Raw genomic sequence first — 18,592 nt, 5'->3', positions numbered from 1 at the left:
ATTGAGAACTAAAAGAAGAGTAGAGTGAAGGATGATTTAACTTTTGCTTTACCTAGGTAAATCTTAGAGCTTAAGTATTCAGCTTCACTAAATGCCACTTACAACGCAATTGCGTTGTCATTAAGTTTTAAGATTTTTCGCAGCGTAAGCGGAGAAAAATCAACATTCACTCTACACTCTACTCTTTACTCTCTACTCTGTTTTTTAATATTTCCCTAGCTTCTTCAACTTCAAATTCTGGAGCAAAGTTTTTTATTTCTTTAAACTTAGTATTTTTAGATACAGATTTAGGTATATTAAGTTTTTGGTATAGAGTATCTAAGCTGATTTTTAAACCTTGAGATACTTCCTCTAAAGTCATGTAGCCTTTTATTTCTTCAGGTGTTAGTTTTGTTTCTGAAGTTATTTTTTGAGGTGTATCTTGGTATATCCCAGTAAATTTAGCCGTACCTATGCTTCCAAAGAATAATAAAACTACAAGGAGTACAACGTATAAAGGTTTAATAGATTTATTTTTAACTTTAAATTGTAATGTATTATTTTTAGGACAAGAAAGTATGCATTTTTGGCAGCTAATACATTCAGCAGATTTAACTTCTTTAAGCTCTGAAACTTTAATATTAACAGGGCAATTTTTGTTGCATAAACCGCAGTTAACACAAGTGTCTTCATTTCTTACAATTTTTGATGGACTTAATTTTGAAATTAATCCATAAAAGGCACCCATAGGACAAAGGTATTTACAAAAGAATCTATCATATAATAAAGAACCAATTAAAATAATTATGAGTATTATGGATGCAATTAGATATTCTCCAGTAAGTGTTTCTATGCCTTCAGAAATATGCCCATATGCAGCCCAAGGGTCATAAGTGTTCACCCACAAACCTGAAGTCTTAAATGCAAAATATAGAGTCGCTATTAAAATTACATATTTAATATATCTTAAAGGCTTGTCTACATTTTGGGGAATAATGAATCTCTTTTTAAATATCTTTTTACCAATTGCACCAAAGAATTCTTGAAGCGCACCGAAGGGACAAATGAGACCACAAAAGCTTCTTCTAAAAATTAATGATAGTAATACTGTTATTATAAGAAGAATAAGGGTGCCAGAAAATATTTTTTCTATGAAGGTTCCGCTGAAAATTAAACCATAGAGTGATTCTAATGCACCGTATGGACAAAGAGCATGTATAGATGGAGCTTTGCCGCCTCCAAGTACTTGATGAAGATAAGCTTCAATTGTAATTATTACTAAAAATACTGCAAGCAAGATGTAACGGAAATTTTTTATAAATTTATTATTTTTCATTTGTTTCCCTCCATGTTTAATTTAAATTCTTTGTAGGAAATAATGCCTTTTGCAAGCTGCTCACATATTAAGTCATTATTTTTATTACTTTCAATTTCGGCTTTGATATTTAAAAATTCTTGGGTAGTAATTAAACAGTTAGCATACCTTTCAAGAAGAATAGGGGTGTAAGAATTAGAGTATTTAGCATCTTCAATAATAGATTTCCTTTCAATAAATTCATCAGCGGTAATTTCACTTGAGGCATATTCTTCTTTAAGTATATTAATGAGCTTTTCTTTAAAAGGATTTACATTTGATTGATTTTTTAAAATTAAAAAAATTAGAATAAATATAATTATTAATAAAAATATCAAAATGTATGAACCATAAAAACCAATACCCACATGGCGGCCCCGCATCATCATAATCTCACCTCATCTTTCTGTAAAGTGTAAAAAGAAATAGTTATTTTAGTACCTTTTTTTAGTTTACTCTCGATTGTAAATTGTCCATTTAAAACTTTTACTAATCGTTTTGCTATTGAAAGGCCAAGACCAGTACCTTCAATATTTGAAGCCCTTGATTTATCAGCTTTGAAAAATTTTTCTCCCAAATATTCAATTTCATTTTGTGGTATACCTACTCCATTATCCCAAATAGTTATATATAAACCTTTGATATCTGAGTAAGTTGATACCTTAAGAATCCCGTTATTTGGTGAAAACTTAATTCCGTTATCTAAGAATATTATAAGTAGTTGTTTTAATTTGTCGTAATCGTTAAACAAGGGTGGTAAATCAGGCTGCAATGACAGTTCTAGATTTATATTTTTTTTATTTAATAAAGTTCTAAGACTTCGAAGAGTATCATTAATTAGCATATTCACATCTAGTTTAGAGAACTGAACTTCTAATTTTCCAGCTTTCAATCTGCTTAAATTAAGTAGGTCTTTTACCATTCTTTCCAGTCTATTTGCCTCTTTTAAGAGTATGGAACAATTATCTATTATTTGAGTTGGTTCAGTAATTCCGTCTATAATTGATTCTAAATTCCCTTTTATAACAGTTAAAGGTGTTCTAAATTCATGGGAAACATTTGAAATGAAGTCTTTACGAAGTTGTTCAAGTTTTTCCTTTTCACTTATATCTTGAATAAGGATAACACCCCCTATAACTTCCTTTAGGTTGCTTTTTATTGGGGATATGGATAAATTTAATACTTTGCTTTGGTATTCTCTTATAACAGAGGCTTTTGCATCAGTGGTTATGGCCAATTTAAATTCTTCAAGCATGTTTAGTTTAATGAGTTTTTGTTTAATGATTGCCTCATTACTAATACAAAGCATTTTTTTAGCAGAAGCATTGATATTTATAATGTTAAAGTCCCCATCTATAGCTAAAATCCCCTCACTCATACTTATCAATATGTTGTTTAACTTAGTTTTTTCTTCGAAAAGTTTACCGATTGTATATTTAAGCTTTAAGGATAATAAATCAAAGGAACTTGATAATTCTCCAATTTCATCTTTTTTATATATGTTTGTTTTTATTCCGTAATTACCTCGTGCAAGTTCAAGGGCAGAGGAATTTATTTTTCTTATTGGCTTTGATATATTTTTAGAAAAATAGTAGCTCATGAGCCCTGCAAGTAACATTTCAACTAAAAGAGCTAAAATTATATATATAAAAAATTTGTCCATAGAATTTGATAAATCATACAAAGAAGAATTGAGAATTACTGCGCCTATTACGCTGCCACTGCTATTTTTTATTGGAACTGTTATCGCCATCATGTACTGCTTGTAATAGGGATTGTAAATTTCATCATATGCTTCTTTGGACCTTAGAGCTTTTGATATAATTGCAGTATATGCATTTTTAACCTCTATATCATTAATGTAAGTAAGAACGCTGCTTTTTCTATCCGATGCAGTTACAATATTTTTATTTGAGTCAAGTATCCAAAGCTTAGCATTATCAATTGAATCTATTAAATTTATTATGTCTATAAATTCTTTTTTATTAGCGTTTTTTGACATATATGGACTAAGAGTTTTGGAGATTTCCAAAGCATGGTTTTTCATATTGTTTCTTTTTATAGAATATATATTGTTTTTAAAAATATTCAATGAAATAATACCTATTACGAGTGTTGAAATAATGACGATTGTTATAAAGCCAGCAGTAAGTTTAAAGGTTATATTTTTTTTAAACATCTTCCACCTCGAATTTATATCCAATTCCCCAAATAGTTTTGATATCCCAATTATACTGTCCAGCAAGAGCAAGCTTTGCCCTAATTCTTTTTATATGTGTGTCTACTGTTCTAGGATCTCCAAAGTAGTCCATTCCCCATATGTTATCAAGCAAATCATTTCGTGAAACTATTTTATTTGGCGAACTTGAAAGCATCCATAAAACTTCAATTTCTTTTTTCGTTAAGTTAATGCTTTTGTTATTTAACTTCACGGAGTAATTATCAATATCGATTTCAAGAGGAGGATATTTAATTAAGGATAATTTATTATTTTCCGGTATAGAAATTCTCCTTAAAACAGCATGTATTCTTGCCACTACTTCTCCAGGACTAAAAGGTTTTACAATATAGTCATCAGCCCCAGAATTTAATCCTAAAATTTTATCAGCATCTTCACTTTTAGCTGTAATCATTATTATTGGTGTGTTTGATTGTTCTCTAATCTTAGTACAAACCTCAATTCCATCTTTTATAGGCATCATAATATCAAGTAATATTAAATTAGGATTATATTGTTTGAATTTTGATAATGCTCCTTCTCCATCAAGTGCAAAAACCACAGTGAATCCTGCTTTTTCTATATATGGTTTTAAAATTTTAATTATTTCTATATTATCATCAGCAATTAAAATGTAATTATTCATTTCATCACCTCTCAATTTTGATTAGATTGTAGCATACATGTTAATTACAATTGTGAAATGATTGTGACGTAATTAAAGATATACCATTGTGAAATTTAAAATTTATGTGTACCAAAATGCCGTCTTCTAGGCATTTTGGTGCAAATTGATTTTGGTAGTTGAACTGGTATATCTGAAGATAACACAATTAGGACACTTTTTAATATTCCAATTGATTTATCATAGTATTATCAAAACAAAAAACAATTATTAATGGGAGGAAATATAAAATGAAAATTAAAAAATTATTAGTAGCTTTTGCAATGACAGCTGTGATTGGTGTAGGAGTAAGTGCTTATGCAGAAACAACAACTAATACTGAAAATCATGGACAAGGTCTTGGAAGAATAACTTCAATGAGAGGATATGATTATGTTTCAGCTGTGTTAAAGGACAAGCTTCATATGACAGATAAGGAAATAACGGATGGATTGAATTCTGGAAAAACTATGTATGATTTAGCAAAGGGTAAGGGCATGTCTATTGAAGAATTTAGAAAAGCATTAATTGAAGAAAAATCAAAAGCTATTGATTCAGCAGTGGAAAAAGGCTCGGTTACAAAAGAGCAGGGAGAGTCTTTAAAAGCAAATATAAATACTAACATAAATAATTGTGATGGAACTTCTGGCAGTGTTAGAAGAGGAAATGGTCAAATGTCAGGAGGCAATCATAGAGGTGGAGCAAATTGCTATATTAATGCTGAGAATAAGTAGGTAGAGTAATTATAATTAATTGAATAAGAGCTATTACATTAAATAAAAATTTAGTGTAATAGCCCTTTTTATATTTACAAAATTATATTAAAAAGCACTATTTGCTTATATATCATATAAAGTAGTTCTAGTTTTAGAATACAAAATTTGAGTCCTTAAAATAATAAATAATAAAGGGATTATAGGAAAGTATATATGATAGAACTTAATTATAGGAGGAAGTTTTATGGATAGAAAAGTGTCGATAGCTAGGATTTCTATAATATCTAATTCAAGCCTTATTGTATTGAAGTTAATAGTTGGAGTTTTAACTGGTTCTGTAAGTATAATTTCAGAAGCAATACATTCAGGAATGGATTTAGCAGCAGCAATTATTGCATTTTTTTCAGTAAAAATATCAAGTACACCAGCAGATGAAGAGCATCCATATGGACATGGGAAAATTGAAAATATATCTGGGGTAATTGAAGCCTTGCTTATATTTATAGCTTCAATATGGATAATATATGAGTCAACATTAAAAATAATGCATCCATCACCTATTGAAGCTGCTGGTATGGGATTTTTAGTTATGATTGTTTCATCAGTAGTTAACTTTTTTGTGTCTAAAAAACTATATAAGGTTGCGGAGGAGGAAGATTCTATAGCACTAAAAGCAGATGCACTTCATCTTAAAGCAGACGTATATACTGCATTAGGTGTTGGAATAGGATTATTGTTAATTTGGATTACAAAAATATATTTTCTAGATCCAGTTTTTGCTATTATGGTTGCAATATTTATTTTAAAGGAAGCAGCTCATCTATTAAAAGAAGCATTTAATCCATTACTAGATGTAAGATTAGAAGATGCAGAAATGGATATAATTAAAGCTGCAATAAATAAGCATGAAAACTTATTTTGTGATTTTCATAATCTTAGAACAAGAAAATCAGGAAATGTTAGGTACATAGATATTCATATAGTATTTCCTGCTGATACTTCTATAAGGGAAGTTAACGATATTTGTGATGTATTGGAAAAAGAACTTGAAAATTCATTGAGAAATGTTGAAGTAATGATACATGCTGAGGCATGTGAAAAAAAGTGTGATAGCTGTAAATAAAGATAAACCACCTTGAAACTTAAAATTTATTTGTACCAAAATGCCGTCTTCTGGGCATTATGGTGCACATAAATTTTAATAGTTGAAATGGTATATCTATATTAAAAGTAGTTGCAAAAATCCTTAACAAATACATTCAATTTTGCATAGAGTATATAGAGATATACTACTTGTTTATCAAAGCAAAAGATTAAAAATTGGGGGTAATGTATTTGAGGATGTATGAAGAGCAATTACAATTACTTGAGGAAAGAAAAAAATATCTTAATCCTAAAAATTATAATATAGTTTTTATGGGAGACAGCTGGGTTGAGCAAAATGGTCATACAAGTATTCAAATTTTTAAAAATGCTATGGAAGAAGCTAAGAAATATAATCCTTTGTTAATTTTACACGGTGGAGATATTGTATTTAGTGGAAGTGAAAAAGATAATTTTCAATTTTTTATTGATACTAAAAATAGTGCTGCGCCTAATTTACCACTCTTTACGGCAATAGGAAATCATGAAATGAATATACAATTAACAGGAGATGCAGCTGTCGCTAATTTTGTAGAAATGATTGGTCCACTGCATTTCACGTTAAATATACCAAGATATGACTTAACACTTATTGCATTAGATTCATTATATCATCATGTATATCACGATTATGGACTAACTAAAGAGGAACTTGAGTATTTGAGAGAAAATTTGCGGGGGAGGTACCAAAATACACTGGTAGGTATGCATGTGCCTCCAGCAACAGATGAATGGATTCCAGAGCCGGGAGATGACTCATTTTTCACAAAAGGAAGCCAAGCCTTTTTTAGAGAGGTTAAAGAAAAAATAGTAGCTGCCCTTGTAAGTCACGTTCACACCTTTGCTACTACAAAGTATAAAGGTACAAGATTGTATTTATCAGGTGGAGGTGGAGCTGCCTTGGTGAAAAAGTCTATATTTCATATCTTAGTCATTAATATTACAAATTATAGTAGTGGCAGTAGGTTATGCTTTAGTGTAGTTCCTGTTGGAGAGGAATCACCAGTATAAAGAGTACAGTTGACAGAGTACAGTGAAGGTGTATTTATTTTCTTCTGTACCTTATACTTGTACTCTGTAATTCCTTTAATTGTACCACAAATAGAGTTTTCTTTTAGTGCATTCTTTAATGATAATTTTTTAGTTGTATAAGTTTAAAAACTATAGCACCTAATATTGCAGATAAGATTGAAGATATCATAATACTTAATTTTGCTGTAGATAGTACAGTTTCATCTACAAATGATAGCGATGAAACAAACATTGACATAGTAAAACCAATACCACCTAGCACACTTGCACCATATAAATGGCTTTTATTTACATGAGATGGAAGTTTAGCAATTTTAAGTTTTATCAAGATGTATGAAATTCCAAATATGCCTATTTGTTTACCAATAAATAAACCTAATATAATACCTAAACCAATCGGTTTAAATAGAATTGTCGATAAGTTATTGATATCAATAACTATACCAGAATTGGCTAGTGCAAATATTGGCATAATTACAAAGCTAGACAATGGAACTAATTTGTATTCAAGTTTGTGCAAAACAGATGTCTTGAATTCGTTAATATCTTTTCCTATTGGAAGTACCATTCCAAGTAATACACCAGCAATTGTTGAATGTATACCTGATTTTAACACACAAATCCATAGAAAAATTCCACCAATAATATATATAGAAGTATAATTAACTTTAAATTTATTAGCTAGTATAATTGAAATTAAAATAAAGAAACCTATAAGTAAAGCAATCCAAGAAATTTGAGTAGTATAAAAAATAGCAATTACAAGGATAGCTCCTAAATCATCAACTATAGCTAAAGCTGTAAGAAAGACTACTATTCCTTTAGGTGCTTTTCTTCCAACCAACGAGAGTATTCCTAATGCAAATGCAATATCAGTTGCTGTTGGGATTCCCCATCCTTTAATGGTTGGTTCTTTATAATTAAATATTATATAAATAATTGCTGGTATAATCATGCCTCCTATGGCTGCTGATATAGGCAATATAGTATTTTTGAAAGATTTAAGTTCTCCAAATAATAACTCTCTCTTTATTTCCATACCAACTACTAAAAAGAATATTGCCATTAATCCATCATTAATCCAATGGAGAATTGACATTGTTAGAGAAAATTTTTTATAACCAATACATATAGAAGTATGAAGTATATTATTGTATATTGTAGCATAACTAGAATTTGCAATTATTATTGCAATAAGTGCAAAGATTAAAAGTATCACCCCACTCATAGATTCAGTTTTAAAAAAATATAGAAAAGTTTTTAAATTTTTATTGTAACTTTTATTTTTCATAATTTATCTCATTCCTTTCGCTTCGCTCAAGGCACAAACAAGTTATGAAAAACTGTTGCACCTATCCTCCATTTGGTATAATATTTTTTATGGAATAGCAATATACTACAGAGCACGGGAGGAGAAGTGGCGAATTTATTTCGACCCCGTATAATTATATGTGCCGTCATCCTTTCAAGCACAAACAAGTGGGACATTGAGCCCGGACTCTTATCATTGGTAATAAACCATGTTTATTTAGTCGTAGGATGACAGTCAATGTTGCTATTTCCTTTTTATTTAGGTGGTGATGTTATTATGAGGCTTATTTACCCCATATGCTGTGGACTTGATGTCCACAAAAATGTTATCGTTGCAACTATTGTCTCTACTGATAAAAATAGAATATCTGAGTACAAACAAAAATCCTTTACTACCATCAACTCTGATATTCAGAAGTTTCACAACTGGCTAATTCAAAATAACTGCAAACATGTCTGTATGGAATCCACTGGTAAGTATTGGATTCCTATTTTTAATTATCTTGAAGCTGACATTGATGTGTGTTTAACACATCCCAAATATGTCAAAGCAATCAAGGGTAAAAAAACAGACAAAAAAGATTCCAAGTGGATTGCTGACCTTTATAAATTTGATTTAGTCAGATGTTCTTTTATTCCACCAAAAGATTTTCGTCAATTGCGTGAGCTGGCTCGCTATCGCTTTAAACTTGTTTGTATGAAATCTTCTGAAAAGAACCGAATTCAAAACTGTATGACTGTCTCAAATATTGGAATTGCAAGTATCTTGTCTGATCCTTTTGGTAGAACAGCAACAGAAATTATGACCTATTTGCTTGTAAACACTTCTGATACTATTGAAGATAAAGCAATTCGCAAACTTATTAAAAAAGGTGCTAATGCAAAATCTGACGAAATTATTAATGCTATCAAAGGGTACAATATAGAAACTGATCAAGCTAAAAAATTAAAACTTGCCAGATCTCATCTTGAATATCTTAATAATATGATTTCTCAAACTGAGATAGAGCTTTACGTACGCATTAAACCTTACTATGAATTTGTAAAATTCATTTCTTCTCTGCCTGGTATTACTGAACTTAGTGCCACAATAATCCTTGCAGAAACTGGTGTTAATATGGCTATCTTTGATGATGCTAAACACCTTTGTTCCTGGTGTGGGCTTTCCCCAGCTAACAATGAATCTGCTGGCAAGAAAAAATCTGTACGCATTGCAAAAGCAGGTGTCTACTTAAAACCTATGATGGTACAGTGTGCTCTTGCTGCAATTAAAAGTAAAAAGCAACCTTACTTTGCAATAAAATATGGACGCATTAAAAAACGTCGTGGACACAAAAAAGCTATTATCGCAATTGCCAGAATGATGATGGTATGCATCTACCACATGATTTCTGAAAAACAATCTTTTACTCCAACTGATTATACGGAATTGATGGATCCGCATTTTAATCAGCAAAAAGTAACTCTAAATGATACAAATGTTTTTGCTTACCTTGAATCTAAAGGATATGACACTTCCTTATTAGTTAAATGCAACGATAACTAATACTAATTTCTTAATACTGTAAAAAACAGGTTTTTAGGAACCTTTAGTTAAAGTCGCCTCAAAATTCAACTTATTTTTCACTCTTTTTTCCCTCACACTATTCAATGCCGTATTTATCTGGATATTCTTTAGCATTATTCTTTTTTGATATGCATAGCTTTTTAGTATTATCTAATCCTGCGTAAAAAACATCAGAAAAATTTTTGATATTTTGACTTTTAAGTTGAGCTTTTAACCATTCTTCATTCAATCCAGAACTTGATAAATTTTCTTTCATCACATTTCCGTCTATTATTATGTCTTTTGTAAGCCCTGTACTTATTGTTTGAATATTCATATGATATGGAGTGAGTGGCTGTTTATCTGCTTTTGGCAGCACGGATAGTTTCCCGTCTGTTTCCATTATTGCAAATTCTACATCAGCTAGATTAAAGATGTTCTTTTCTCTTAACTTCATTAATAATTCATTAATTGTTAATCTAGTTTTTTTCATGTTCTCTTCCAAAATGGTTCCAGTTTGAATTAGTATAATCGGCTCCGAATTCACCAATTTTCTTGCTATTGTATTTAATATAACGTTTTCCACCCGTACTATGCCTCCTATAATGATATAGTTACCTATATACTATTTTTATAACAGTTTTTCAATTATTTAACAAAAGTATTCATGTTGATTCTATTTATGAAAACAATATGAATATATATAGTCATGCTACACATACTACCATTGGAGGTGTTAATTATGAATATTAGCTTAAGCACAAAGGAAAGATTTTTATTACAGGATGCTAAGAGTCATGAGACATTGTGTGTGGAGAAATATACCAATTACGAAAATCAAGCATCTGATACACAACTTAAAGATATATGTTATAATCATGCAAAACAAGAACAGGAGCATTTAAATAGTGTTAATGAATTATTAAGTGGTAGAATTCCGAACTTAAGTAATAGTCAGAGTAGTAGTAACTCAAGTACTAATCAGCAGCAAAATGTACAAAGTCAAAATAATGCAGGAATGGGTTCCACAAATGATAAAGATATATGTTCAGATTTACTTATGACAGAAAAATACGTATCTAGTACATATGATACAACCATTTTTGAGTTCAGAGATACAAATGCTCGTAATGTGCTTAATCATATCCAGAAAGAAGAGCAGGAGCATGGTGATGCGATTTTTAAGTATATGGAGAGCAAAGGTATGTATACTGTTAAATAATCATTTTGATATACATTAAAATATTTCAATTAAGTGAAAATATAAAACTTAACCTAAGTCTAGTATGAAGTTAAATTACAAATGAAAATGCTATAAACAAAATGAATGAAATTATTATTGAAATAATACTATATGGTAAAATTGTTATAATTATTATTACACAAAACATAATGTATAAAAATTTTTTTGTTGACTAACATAATGTTAAAGCATATAATAACTATATAAGTATTTAGTTATATAGTTATTAATTGTGGAGGGTAATTATGGATGAACAAGAAAAAAGCATTAGAATTTTTAAAGCATTAGGGCATCCTATAAGGTATAAAATTGTTAAATTTTTATATGATGGACCAAAGTGCGTATGTAAGTTAAATGAAGATATAGAATTTAGTCAGGCAAATTTATCACAGCATTTAAAAATATTAAAAGAAGCAGGTATCGTATCTTCTGAAAAAATTGGTATGAATGTGCATTACAAAATTAGTAATGAAGAAATAAAAAATATTATTAATAGTGTAGATAAGCTTGTTAAAAGTTAGTATGAAGACTTTAAATAAATTTAGGAGGTAAAGATTATGGAAATAAAAATTTTAGGAACAGGATGTTCAAATTGTAAAAAGCTTGAGGCAAATGCAAAGGAAGCTATTAAAGAGCTTAATGTAGATGCCCAAATTACAAAAGTAGAAGATATTAAAGACATTATGAAATACGGTGTCATGAGAACTCCTGCTATTGTTATTAATGAAAAAGTTAAGATGTTTGGTAAGGTTTGTACTGTTGATGAAATTAAAAAATACATTAATGAAGCGAAGTAACAATACTTCGTCGCGTTAAAAAAATTCTATAAATCTAAGGTTCAAAAATCATAAAATACTAAGATATTTCAATAACTCGCTGTGAAGACGCTCAGACAGATTGAAATATCTAAGTATTTTACAATTTTTGAACCAAGATTTATTAGAATTTTTTTAAATCGTTCCTTCAGCATTGTTACTTCACTCTTACAGCAGTACAAGGAAAAAATTCCTACGTGCCTACGGAATTTTGGGTGTAAATATTTGAAATCAATTAAATCTTATATTATATATGACTTTTAATTTTTCTTAATTTTGTGCTTTGTGAAGTAATATCATTGAAGGAATAGTTTAAGTAAAGCATAAGTATTTAATTATAAGGTTATAGAATAAATAGAGGCGGTGAATTAATATGTTTACACCTATACAAATTTTTGCGGATTTTCTTATCTACAAGGTATTGGGTATTGCTAAAGAAAGTAGGCTTGGAAGTGCGCTTGATTTCTTTGTATTTGATACTATAAAAATATTTATCTTGTTACTGATAATAATTTATGTAATTACATTTATAAGAAGCTTTTTTCCACCAGAAAAAACAAGAAAAATTCTTGCTAAAAGTAAAGGTAGTACTTTTATAGGTCATATTCTTGCTGCTTTACTTGGAATTGTTACTCCATTTTGTTCATGTTCTGCAGTTCCTCTTTTCATTGGATTTGTTGAAGCAGGAGTACCACTTGGAGTTACATTTTCATTTTTAATAGCTGCACCAATGGTAAACGAAGTTGCACTAGGACTTCTTTATGGTCTGTTTGGATTAAAGATAGCTATAATTTATGTTTTATCTGGAGAAGTAATAGCTATTGTAGCAGGAATAATAATAGGAAAACTAAAAATGGAGAAGCATGTAGAAGGTTATGTTTATGAAATACAGGCAGGTTCAGATATAGAAATGCCTGATCCAACACTTAAAGAAAGATTACTTGATTCATGGACCTTTACAAAGGATTTGATAAAAAAAATATGGATATATGTAATAATAGGTATTGCCATAGGAGGTGTTATACATGGATGGATTCCAGCAGGTGCTTTAGCCAAGTATGCTGGAAAAGGTAATCCATTTGCAGTATTTGTAGCCGTGGTAATTGGAATTCCATTGTACTCTAATGCAGCAGGAGTAATTCCATTAGTCAGTGAACTTACAAGAGCAGGTGTTTCAATGGGGACTTCTCTTGCATTTATGATGGCAGTTACAGGTTTAAGTTTACCAGAGGGGATTCTTTTAAGGAGAGTTTTAAAACCTAAATTGTTAGCAGTATTTTATGTTGTTGTAGGATTAGGAATTATATTTACTGGATATATGTTTAATTTTATAATTCCATAATTTTTAGGTAGGCTATATAGATGTTAATTACAAGTAAAAGATGGATAGTTATTTAATTTTTATATTTTTACAGCTTAACTAGCGTAATAATTAACGAAAGGGAAATTTTAATATGGGAAATAAGAATATAAATAAAAATAGTATTATTATACTACTAGGGTTAGCAGGATTTATAGTTATGGCAGATAACTGGGTAGTATCACCTATACTACCTGCTGTAGCTCAAAATTTAAATATTGATATAGCTAAAGCAGGTTTGCTTATTACTGCATACATGATTCCGTTTGGAATATTTCAAATAATATTTGGACCACTAGCGGATAGATACGGTAAAAAACAAGTTATAACTTGTTCTATAATTATGTTCACAATCGCAACAGGTCTATGTGCATTAGGCTCATCACTAACTAATTTAGCAATATATAGAGGTCTTACAGGGATTTTTGCAGCTTCAGTAATGCCAATTTCTCTTGCACTTATTGGTGATATATTTCCTATGGAAGAAAGGCAACAAGCTATTGGAACATTTATGGGAATATCATTTTTAGGTCAAGGATTAAGTATGGCAATAGGGGGAACTATAGCGTATTTTTTAAATTGGAGAGGTGTATTTATAGCATATGCAGTTCTTTCATTAATACCAACTATACTTTTAATAGCTAATTATAAAAAGATATCATCAGAAAAAAATCCTAACAGTAAAATATTAAAGCCATATTTTATACTTTTATCCAATTATAAGAGTTTATTTACTTATTTTATAGTTTTACTTGAAGGAATATTTATAGTAGGAAGCTTTTCTTATACAGGTTCATATATAGCTAAAATTTACAATTTTAATTATTTTAGCATAGGTATGATATTAACTGCTTTCGGAATAATGTCTGTTATTGGAGGAAGATTAAGTGGAAAATTAGCTAATAAGCTTGGTCAGAAAAAAGTTTTAAGTTTAGGACTAATATTTGCATCGGTTGCAGATATAATAATTTTCTATTTCGGTAGTAATATTTACTTGCTTGTTTTAGGAGTAGGACTACTTGGATTAGGATTTATTTTAACACATTCAACTCTACTTACAAGAGCAACAGGATTTGCACAAAAAGCAAGAGGAGCAGCAATGTCATTGGTTGCATTTTGTTTCATGGGTGGCGGTGGAGTTGGAACTGCTATTGGTGGAAAAATAATAGTATCCTATTCTTTAAATAGTATATTTATAATATATGGATTGGCACTACTTGTTACTTTAGTATTAAGCTTTTTATTAATACGAGATGTATAAGGATGAATTTTTAAAAATGTCTTGTTTGATATATTATGAAAAAAATCATGTGAAATTATAATTTAATCATAATGGGGTACCGACAACATTTCCGACAAAACCGCCGTTAAGAACTAAAATTGCAAAAATCATTGATTTTTACTCACGATAAGCCACATATTGCCAGTTTTACATTTTAGCAAATTTGTAAAACTCATTCCTTAGCGTGGTATTCGTCGGAAATGTTGGCTGTACCCCATAATGAATTATAATTTTATAAAAACAAATAATAAATTTTGAAAGGAGAAAATATTAATATTATGGACTATGAATCAATAATGGAAAATATCAAAAAGGAAAATGGTGAAGTGCCAAACCCAATACAAGTATTAGGAGATTTAGATGAAAGTCTTGTTGTAAATCATATGATGGATAAGAAATTTGTCATGTCAAAAGGTGCAATACCAGGAAAATATAAAGCATTAATGCTTTTATCTGCAGCAATAGCATTAGATTCACAAGCTTGTATAATGATGAATACTAAAGCTGCAAAGAAAAGTGGAGCAACTGTTGAGGAAATAATGGAGGTATTTGCTTTAGCTAAATTTGCTAAAGCTGCTACGACTCTATCAAATGCTGCACCAGCTTTTGAATGGCTTTTAGAAAATAAATAACAAATAATTATTTTAATATATGGAGGTAGAAAAACTATGAAAAAAAATTTAGGATGCGGATGTGGTTCAGTTAATGAGGAACCAAAGAAAGTAGAAACTGCAAATAATGTGGGTTGCGGTTGCACTGGTGAAAAGGTAGATGTACAAAAGCCAAAAGATAATTGGTATTTACCTTATATGGATAAAAAGACAAAGGGGATTGAAGTTGAAGAGAAGAAAAGTCCAGTAGCAGTATTTTATTGTGCAGGTGCTTCAAATGTAGGCCAATCTACTATGCTTTCTTCTGTAAAGGCAGCAAATGAAGTTGGTTATGACAAAGCAGCACTACTATGTCTTGCTAGTATATCTGCTGGTCTTGCTAATATAACTAATGGAGCTAAAAATGCTAAAGGAATTGTTGCTGTTGATGGATGTCCAATGAGTTGCGCAAAGAGAACTCTTGAAAAAGCAGGGTTTAATCCAGGTGAACATATTATTATTTCTAAAGATTTAAATGTTCCAAAGAATTTTGACTTGAATTCTTCAACAGATTTAGAAATGATAAAAGATGCAGTAGTTGAAAAAATTAATAAAGTATATGATAAATAACTAATAATATTAAAGTGCTTACATTTATTTGTAAGCACTTTAGTAGCAAAAAGGAGAACTTGAAATGAGTGAAAGTAAGGAGTATGCAAAGTCTAGATTTATATTATATACAGTTATGATTGGTGCATTCTTATCAATGTTTGATAGTGGTGTTGTAAATGTAGGATTACCTGTTATTTCAGAACAATTAAAGGTTGACATTGATTCAGTTCAATGGGTAACGTCTATATATCTACTTATAATGTCAGCACTATTACCCATTTTAGGAACTTTAGCAGATAATTTTGGCAGAAGAAAAATTTATAATATGGGCTTTTTTGTAATATCTATTTTTACGTTATTATGTGGATTTTCTACAAGTTTTTATATGCTTATTATTATGAGAGTATTACAAGCTGTTGGTGGAGCAATGGTTATGGCAAATGGACTTGCCATAGTAACTGAAAATTATCCTTCATCTGAAAGAGGAAAAAATATAGGAGTTCTTGCTACTGTTATGGCAATTGGAAGTATTGCAGGTCCACCATTGGGGGGGATAATAATAGGTTTATTAGGGTGGAGAAGTGTTTTCTATTTAACATTTGTGGTTTCTATTATAGGATTTATTGCATCATATCATACAATTCCTGCTGATAATAAAGAAAAGAATAAAGATTTTAAATTCGATTATTTAGGTTCTTCATTATTAATAATTACTATTGTATCCTTTATTTATGGTTTTTCAAATATAAATAAAATGGGGATAAGTAATCCAATCATATATAGTAGTTTACTAGTATTTTTAATTGCATTTATAATTTTTATATTTTGGGAAAAGAAGGTTAGTCATCCAGTAGTACATTTAAGTTTATTTAGTGATTGGGTATTTACATCATCTATAATTGCTTCGTTAATATCTTTTTTAACTATGTATTCACCTACAGTGTTAATGCCTTTTTATTATCAGAAAGTTTTAGGAATAAGCACACAACAGTCTGGTTTATATATGATGGCATTTCCGATTGCAATGGCAATCATATCACCTTTTAGTGGAGCATTGTCTGATAAAATTGGAGCAGTGGTTTTAACATCAACTGGTTTGATGATAAATGGAATAGCGCTTATATTGCTTGCTAATATAAGTATAAACACTCCTATATATTTAGTGTTATTTTATATGTTCTTAATGGGGTTATCTTTAGGTTTATTCCAATCGCCTAACAATAGTTGTATAATGGGCAGCGTTCCTAAAAATAAGCTTGGAGCTGCAAATGGAATAACTCAGCTTGTTAAAAATTTGGGGATGGTTATAGGAATAGCTTTCTCAGTAGCATTATTTACAGCATTTTTAGGTAAAGAAACAACAGACTATAACATAAGATTTTTACAAAGTACAAGAAATGTTTATTATATAGCAGCGGTTTTAAGTTTCATTGGAGCTTCAATATCGGCTATCAGAAATAATAAAAAGTAAAAAGGTATATATGATATAACAAATTATAGATATGAAATTATACCTTTTAATTAAATTTGATTTTTACTATGAATAGGAGGAACAAAAATTATGTCAAATCATAATCATGAACATAGTCATACACATGATGTAAGCAACGTAAAAGGAATTAATCTGCTTATAACAATGCTCCTGAATCTTGCTATAACAGTGGCAGAAGTTATAGGAGGACTATATTCAGGAAGTTTATCTTTACTGTCTGATGCACTTCATAATTTAAGTGATATGCTATCTATAGTTGTAAGTTATTTTGCAATTAAAATATCACAAAAAAGCAATGATGAAAAAAGAACTTTTGGTTATAAACGTTCTACAATAATTGCGGCAGTAGTTAATTCTACAGTTTTAATTGTTATATCGTTATTTCTTTTTAAAGAGGCATATTTTAAATTTATAAATCCAGAAAAAATAAATGGTGTAATAGTTATATGGGTGGCATTAATAGGCCTTATTGCAAATGCTTTAGGAGCATATTTACTTAGTAAAGGTTCAAAGGAAGATATAAATATGAAATCTACATATCTTCACCTTATAAGTGATGCATTATCTTCAGTAGGGGTAGTTATAGGCGGAATAATTATTTATTATTTTAATATTTACTGGATTGACCCACTTCTTACTATAATTATAGGAATATATGTGCTTAAAGAAAGTTATGAAATACTAAAACAAGCAATTAATATTTTGATGCAAGGAGTTCCAGAAAACATAAATATAAATGAAATTATTGAAGAACTTGAAGAAATGAAGGCGTGAAAAACATTCATCATGTACATATATGGGGATTAAATGAAAGTAATATATTCTTTGAAGCCCATGTTAACTTAAAACAAGATATATTAATAAGCGAAACGGTAAAAATCTATGAAAATATAAAACATGAATTGAAAGAGCATTTTGATATTAAGCATATTACAATTCAGTTTGAATATAACGGCTGTAATAATACTGAAATAGTAAAGAATGAATAAAGTGGTAAAAATTGATAAGATTCTAGTGTTTATATGGGCTTGGTTTACTACTAAAATTCCAATGTTACTATTTGAAATATCAGTACTTGGAAAGATATTTGCATAAACAAGATTATTAATTTATATTCCAGGGATCATAATAAATGCTTATATATTATCAGCATTTGTTTCTAAGGATGAGATAAAAAAGATTTATAATAATTCAGAAAATCTATAAAAAATAAGAGAGCTATAAAGTGATTTCTA

The 18,592-nt window shown here is 29.6% G+C and carries 20 protein-coding genes; 14 read left to right on the top strand and 6 right to left on the bottom strand.

What is annotated here, in order from left to right:
• Positions 1-178: 178 nt before the first annotated feature.
• From CUEA01_RS21710 to CUEA01_RS21695, 4 genes are read right to left on the bottom strand one after another with little or no spacing between them, the layout of a single operon-like run.
• Positions 179-1,315, bottom strand: coding sequence for a 4Fe-4S binding protein (locus CUEA01_RS21710; protein WP_234124220.1), 1,137 nt, complete (start codon positions 1,313-1,315; stop codon positions 179-181).
• Positions 1,312-1,701, bottom strand: a complete 390-nt coding sequence (locus CUEA01_RS21705; protein WP_234124218.1) for an SHOCT domain-containing protein — start codon at positions 1,699-1,701, stop codon at positions 1,312-1,314. The genes CUEA01_RS21710 and CUEA01_RS21705 overlap by 4 nt, the downstream gene beginning before the upstream one ends.
• A gap of 17 nt (positions 1,702-1,718) precedes the next feature.
• A complete protein-coding gene (locus CUEA01_RS21700; protein WP_234124217.1) occupies positions 1,719-3,512 on the bottom strand; it encodes an ATP-binding protein in 1,794 nt (597 codons plus the stop codon).
• Complete coding sequence (locus CUEA01_RS21695) at positions 3,505-4,197, bottom strand: response regulator transcription factor (RefSeq protein ID WP_234124215.1); 693 nt, start codon at positions 4,195-4,197, stop codon at positions 3,505-3,507. The genes CUEA01_RS21700 and CUEA01_RS21695 overlap by 8 nt, the downstream gene beginning before the upstream one ends.
• 269 nt (positions 4,198-4,466) lie before the next feature.
• Between CUEA01_RS21695 and CUEA01_RS21690 the strand changes: the two genes are divergently transcribed.
• The 3 genes from CUEA01_RS21690 (at position 4,467) to CUEA01_RS21680 (ending at position 7,085) form a co-directional block, all read left to right on the top strand.
• On the top strand, positions 4,467-4,949 hold the full coding sequence (locus CUEA01_RS21690; protein ID WP_234124212.1) for a hypothetical protein: 483 nt from the start codon (positions 4,467-4,469) through the stop codon (positions 4,947-4,949).
• Between the two features lie 226 nt (positions 4,950-5,175).
• Positions 5,176-6,054 carry a cation diffusion facilitator family transporter gene (locus CUEA01_RS21685; protein WP_234124210.1) on the top strand — a complete coding sequence of 293 codons (879 nt, stop codon included), beginning with the start codon at positions 5,176-5,178 and terminating at the stop codon, positions 6,052-6,054.
• A gap of 218 nt (positions 6,055-6,272) precedes the next feature.
• Entirely contained in the window at positions 6,273-7,085 is an 813-nt protein-coding gene (locus CUEA01_RS21680) for a metallophosphoesterase family protein (RefSeq protein ID WP_234124765.1), read from the top strand.
• A gap of 115 nt (positions 7,086-7,200) precedes the next feature.
• Here the strand turns inward: CUEA01_RS21680 and nhaA are convergent, their stop codons facing one another.
• Positions 7,201-8,397, bottom strand: coding sequence for a Na+/H+ antiporter NhaA (gene nhaA / locus CUEA01_RS21675; RefSeq protein WP_234124208.1), 1,197 nt, complete (start codon positions 8,395-8,397; stop codon positions 7,201-7,203).
• A gap of 258 nt (positions 8,398-8,655) precedes the next feature.
• Here nhaA and CUEA01_RS21670 point away from each other — a divergent pair, with 258 nt between their 5' ends.
• A complete protein-coding gene (locus CUEA01_RS21670; protein ID WP_234121630.1) occupies positions 8,656-9,963 on the top strand; it encodes an IS110 family RNA-guided transposase in 1,308 nt (435 codons plus the stop codon).
• A 97-nt stretch (positions 9,964-10,060) separates the two neighbouring features.
• On the opposite strand, the gene CUEA01_RS21665 is transcribed toward CUEA01_RS21670, so the two are convergent.
• Complete coding sequence (locus tag CUEA01_RS21665; protein WP_234124206.1) at positions 10,061-10,549, bottom strand: DUF421 domain-containing protein; 489 nt, start codon at positions 10,547-10,549, stop codon at positions 10,061-10,063.
• A gap of 156 nt (positions 10,550-10,705) precedes the next feature.
• Between CUEA01_RS21665 and CUEA01_RS21660 the strand changes: the two genes are divergently transcribed.
• From CUEA01_RS21660 to CUEA01_RS21615, 10 genes are all read left to right on the top strand, one after another.
• Entirely contained in the window at positions 10,706-11,185 is a 480-nt protein-coding gene (locus CUEA01_RS21660; RefSeq protein ID WP_234124204.1) for a spore coat protein, read from the top strand.
• A gap of 266 nt (positions 11,186-11,451) precedes the next feature.
• Entirely contained in the window at positions 11,452-11,727 is a 276-nt protein-coding gene (locus CUEA01_RS21655) for an ArsR/SmtB family transcription factor (protein ID WP_234124202.1), read from the top strand.
• Between the two features lie 36 nt (positions 11,728-11,763).
• Positions 11,764-12,003 (top strand): thioredoxin family protein, encoded by a 240-nt coding sequence (locus tag CUEA01_RS21650; RefSeq protein WP_234124200.1) that lies wholly within the window; start codon positions 11,764-11,766, stop codon positions 12,001-12,003.
• Positions 12,004-12,394: 391 nt separating this feature from the next.
• Positions 12,395-13,363 (top strand): permease, encoded by a 969-nt coding sequence (locus tag CUEA01_RS21645; RefSeq protein ID WP_234124198.1) that lies wholly within the window; start codon positions 12,395-12,397, stop codon positions 13,361-13,363.
• 112 nt (positions 13,364-13,475) lie between these two features.
• Positions 13,476-14,642 (top strand): MFS transporter, encoded by a 1,167-nt coding sequence (locus tag CUEA01_RS21640; protein ID WP_234124196.1) that lies wholly within the window; start codon positions 13,476-13,478, stop codon positions 14,640-14,642.
• A gap of 275 nt (positions 14,643-14,917) precedes the next feature.
• The gene (locus tag CUEA01_RS21635) at positions 14,918-15,295 is read left to right on the top strand and encodes a carboxymuconolactone decarboxylase family protein (RefSeq protein WP_234124195.1); all 378 of its coding nucleotides are present in this window, start codon (positions 14,918-14,920) and stop codon (positions 15,293-15,295) included.
• Positions 15,296-15,331: 36 nt separating this feature from the next.
• Entirely contained in the window at positions 15,332-15,883 is a 552-nt protein-coding gene (locus tag CUEA01_RS21630) for a putative zinc-binding protein (RefSeq protein WP_234124194.1), read from the top strand.
• Positions 15,884-15,947: 64 nt separating this feature from the next.
• Positions 15,948-17,336, top strand: a complete 1,389-nt coding sequence (locus tag CUEA01_RS21625) for an MFS transporter (protein ID WP_234124193.1) — start codon at positions 15,948-15,950, stop codon at positions 17,334-17,336.
• Positions 17,337-17,426: 90 nt separating this feature from the next.
• Complete coding sequence (locus CUEA01_RS21620) at positions 17,427-18,131, top strand: cation diffusion facilitator family transporter (RefSeq protein WP_234124192.1); 705 nt, start codon at positions 17,427-17,429, stop codon at positions 18,129-18,131.
• On the top strand, positions 18,128-18,346 hold the full coding sequence (locus tag CUEA01_RS21615; RefSeq protein ID WP_234124191.1) for a cation transporter dimerization domain-containing protein: 219 nt from the start codon (positions 18,128-18,130) through the stop codon (positions 18,344-18,346). Before CUEA01_RS21620 ends, CUEA01_RS21615 begins: the two co-directional genes overlap by 4 nt.
• Positions 18,347-18,592 lie beyond the last annotated feature (246 nt).

Source organism: Clostridium hydrogenum (assembly GCF_021432385.1).
GTDB classification, from domain to species: domain Bacteria; phylum Bacillota; class Clostridia; order Clostridiales; family Clostridiaceae; genus Clostridium_S; species Clostridium_S hydrogenum.
This window is presented reverse-complemented; position numbering and strand designations above follow the sequence as displayed.

Excerpts from the sequence above, each read along its gene's own strand:
- CUEA01_RS21710 (WP_234124220.1), bottom strand. The coding sequence starts at position 1,315 with ATGAAAAATAATAAATTTATAAAAAATTTCCGTTACATCTTGCTTGCA.
- CUEA01_RS21700 (WP_234124217.1), bottom strand. The coding sequence starts at position 3,512 with ATGTTTAAAAAAAATATAACCTTTAAACTTACTGCTGGCTTTATAACA.
- CUEA01_RS21695 (WP_234124215.1), bottom strand. The coding sequence starts at position 4,197 with ATGAATAATTACATTTTAATTGCTGATGATAATATAGAAATAATTAAA.
- CUEA01_RS21690 (WP_234124212.1), top strand. The coding sequence starts at position 4,467 with ATGAAAATTAAAAAATTATTAGTAGCTTTTGCAATGACAGCTGTGATT.
- CUEA01_RS21685 (WP_234124210.1), top strand. The coding sequence starts at position 5,176 with ATGGATAGAAAAGTGTCGATAGCTAGGATTTCTATAATATCTAATTCA.
- CUEA01_RS21680 (WP_234124765.1), top strand. The coding sequence starts at position 6,273 with ATGTATGAAGAGCAATTACAATTACTTGAGGAAAGAAAAAAATATCTT.
- nhaA (WP_234124208.1), bottom strand. The coding sequence starts at position 8,397 with ATGAAAAATAAAAGTTACAATAAAAATTTAAAAACTTTTCTATATTTT.
- CUEA01_RS21670 (WP_234121630.1), top strand. The coding sequence starts at position 8,656 with ATGTTGCTATTTCCTTTTTATTTAGGTGGTGATGTTATTATGAGGCTT.
- CUEA01_RS21660 (WP_234124204.1), top strand. The coding sequence starts at position 10,706 with ATGAATATTAGCTTAAGCACAAAGGAAAGATTTTTATTACAGGATGCT.
- CUEA01_RS21655 (WP_234124202.1), top strand. The coding sequence starts at position 11,452 with ATGGATGAACAAGAAAAAAGCATTAGAATTTTTAAAGCATTAGGGCAT.
- CUEA01_RS21650 (WP_234124200.1), top strand. The coding sequence starts at position 11,764 with ATGGAAATAAAAATTTTAGGAACAGGATGTTCAAATTGTAAAAAGCTT.
- CUEA01_RS21645 (WP_234124198.1), top strand. The coding sequence starts at position 12,395 with ATGTTTACACCTATACAAATTTTTGCGGATTTTCTTATCTACAAGGTA.
- CUEA01_RS21640 (WP_234124196.1), top strand. The coding sequence starts at position 13,476 with ATGGGAAATAAGAATATAAATAAAAATAGTATTATTATACTACTAGGG.
- CUEA01_RS21630 (WP_234124194.1), top strand. The coding sequence starts at position 15,332 with ATGAAAAAAAATTTAGGATGCGGATGTGGTTCAGTTAATGAGGAACCA.
- CUEA01_RS21625 (WP_234124193.1), top strand. The coding sequence starts at position 15,948 with ATGAGTGAAAGTAAGGAGTATGCAAAGTCTAGATTTATATTATATACA.
- CUEA01_RS21620 (WP_234124192.1), top strand. The coding sequence starts at position 17,427 with ATGTCAAATCATAATCATGAACATAGTCATACACATGATGTAAGCAAC.